The sequence below is a fragment of the Lacticaseibacillus camelliae DSM 22697 = JCM 13995 genome (assembly GCF_001311195.1).
Lineage (GTDB): Bacteria > Bacillota > Bacilli > Lactobacillales > Lactobacillaceae > Lacticaseibacillus > Lacticaseibacillus camelliae.
This window is the reverse complement of record NZ_BBAJ01000135.1, coordinates 1-2,720: the sequence shown is the minus strand read 5'-3', so window position 1 is coordinate 2,720 and position 2,720 is coordinate 1. Positions and strand designations below refer to the sequence as shown.

Sequence of the window (2,720 nt, the reverse complement as noted above, 5' to 3'; positions counted from 1 at the left end):
AACTAAAATGAAACCGATATTTACCGAATTTTTGCATGAGGCAGCATTTGCTTTTCACAATAATGGAGGAGCTTTTGATGTTGAGCATTCCAGGCGTAATCGATACATCACGGGGATGAAGAAAAAGACCGCTGATGATGCCCCGCGGGTTGGTGGTTTTCCGTTGCATTGGAATTATATGCTGACAGGCAAGGGCGGCAATCAAACTCGCGAAGACGGATATATGAACATCGTCGGTGTTAATGTTGGCTATATATATAAAGACGACAAGTTTCAAAGTTTGACGGTTAGCTTCTATTCAAAAAAATAAGAGACGTGAGCAGTTAGAAGCGATACCTGTTGAAGCTGACTTCCCCACTGATGAAGAAATTCAAAGCATTTTGATCAAGTTCTGGGAGGAAGTCGACGCTCGATACGTTCCTGCTAAGGACCAAGGTGTTGACAGCGAGGTTGAGAAGTATGTACAAGCACTGAAAGAATCAAAGAACGTTATTTTTCATGGGGCACCTGGGACTGGTAAGACCTTTTTGGCGAAGATGGTTGCAGCGGACATTGTCAGCAACGGAGCTACAACCGACCTGACAACTTTATCACCTGATTTGCAAAGCCATATCGGCTTTGTGCAGTTTCACCCTAGTTATGACTACACCGATTTCGTTGAAGGTTTGCGGCCAGTCGACGGAGATAATGGCCAGATCAACATACGGTGGCAACCTGGGGTGTTTTATAAGTTTATTAATGCTGCACGGGAGCAAAAATCAAACCCTGAGGCTACTTTTGATGCTTCCTGGGATCGCCTATTGGAGCTGATTGACTCCAAGGGTTTTATCATTGTCCCTAATGCCCTGCGGGGAGAGTTTGGTGTTGAACTGAACATCACTGGGGATGGTCTCGCCACGCGCACGTACCAAAGTGAATATGGTCAAGGCGAATGGCTTTCTGGAAAGGGTAGGTTTTACAGCCACAATCAGATGTACAGGGTCTACCGTGCCTGCCTGGTGTACCGGCGGGTGGCCATGATAATTATCGCAAGGCGATTCTCAACTACATGATTGATCACGTTGGTCTGATTCTCTACAACAAATTAGACTCTGCCAGCCAGGCTTCCTATGTTTTCATCATTGACGAAATTAACAGGGGAGAACTTGGAAAAATCTTCGGGGAGCTTTTTTTTATTCTATCGATCCAGGTTACAGAGGTAAAAAGGGTACAGTTCAGACACAGTACGCCAATTTGCACCCTAAAGACACACCAGAGTTTTATGTTCCGGAAAATGTCTATATTATCGGGACGATGAATGATATTGATCGCTCGGTAGACACTTTTGACTTCGCTATGCGGCGGCGCTTCAGGTTCCTCAATATCGATCCCAAGGATTGCAGTTCCATGCTCGGTGAACTGAAAGAAAAGACTGCAGAGGCAAATATGCGGATGAATCGCCTAAACAAGGCCATCATCGAGCATCCCGAACTGAACGAAAACTATCAGATTGGTCCCGCGTACTTTCTTGAGCTTGCGACCCTCTCCCCAGAACAACTCTGGCAAGATTACCTTGAGCCACTACTGAAGGAATATCTTCGTGGGACAGTTGATGAAGATCAAGCCATTGAGAGATTTCATGAGGCCTATGAGGGCGTAGCTAGTGAAAATTGAGGATAATTCTAAGATCTCTGAAGGTGAATTGGCTGCTATCCCTAAGTTGGCCAAAACGCTTACAAATACACCGCTAAGCGAGCTGATTGAGGCTGGGGTCTTTCTCTTGCCCGCAGAGGCGACACAGTTGAGAAACTCTAGTAAGGACCAATACATCTTAAAGCATGATTCCCGCGGATACTGGACGAGCAACATCATGGGATTTTTTTAATTATGAAGCCGAGAATCTGACAATTACTTCTTGGTTTGCGACAGCCCAAAATGATTATTTTCTTAATTACTTGTTGGCACGTGTGTTGCGCTTGCCAGCAGTATTCCATGGATTTGTTCCCGCAGAGGCACAGGACCACTTGCTAGACATGTTACCCTATGTTTTTGCCGCGTATTTACGGGAGGCAATGCGAAAAGGACCCTATCGCTGTTATGTGGAGACTATTGAGCGGGATTCCAATGTACGAGGACGAATTGATCTCAATTCTCAAATACAGACAGGCAACTGGTATGATGGAAAAATTGTGTACCGACGGAGAGAATTAGTTGCGGATAATTTTGTCATGCAATTGGTTAGGTTGGTGATTGATCAGCTGGCCGGACGCAAATCATTGGTGCCTTTGTTACAAACAATTAGGCCAGAAGTCGCGCAAGTACGTGAGTTGACGTCATCTTGTCCTGGTAGATTATCACGTTTGATTTATCAAAACCTGCAGCGACCAGTGCGACACGCCTATTATCATGAGTACCGGCAGTTGCAACGGCTGGCAATTTTGATTGCCACTCATCGTTCGGCATTACTAGGAGCCGGCAACAGAAGACTAATGGGTGTGGCTTTTGATGGTGCATCGCTTTGGGAAGAATATCTGGCGCAGATATTGCCAGCTGGTTTTGAACATCCTAATAACCGACTTCAAAAAGGCGGACGTCCGCTCTTTGAAGAGTATCAGAGCGGAAGTCGAATAGGGCGTGTCTATCCGGATTATATTGGAAGTGTGGATCACCGTGCAGTCGTAGCTGACGCCAAATATAAGCCTATGGGAAATATCGGCGGGGATGATTATTTCCTCAATTTT

The 2,720-nt window shown here is 45.6% G+C and carries 4 protein-coding genes; all 4 read left to right on the top strand.

Translation table 11 applies throughout. The features are described from left to right. Window positions 1–310: hypothetical protein (locus tag JCM13995_RS15095; RefSeq protein WP_162230972.1), on the top strand; the 310-nt coding region annotated here is incomplete at its 5' end. A 70-nt stretch (window positions 311–380) separates the two neighbouring features. Then, entirely contained in the window at window positions 381–1,052 is a 672-nt protein-coding gene (locus JCM13995_RS13255; protein WP_054666504.1) for an nSTAND3 domain-containing NTPase, read from the top strand. Between the two features lie 181 nt (window positions 1,053–1,233). Then, complete coding sequence (locus JCM13995_RS13245; protein WP_156314510.1) at window positions 1,234–1,653, top strand: 5-methylcytosine-specific restriction endonuclease subunit McrB; 420 nt, start codon at window positions 1,234–1,236, stop codon at window positions 1,651–1,653. A gap of 164 nt (window positions 1,654–1,817) precedes the next feature. Then, a partial coding sequence (locus JCM13995_RS14140; RefSeq protein WP_225350917.1) for a 5-methylcytosine restriction system specificity protein McrC occupies window positions 1,818–2,720 on the top strand: 903 nt, incomplete at its 3' end.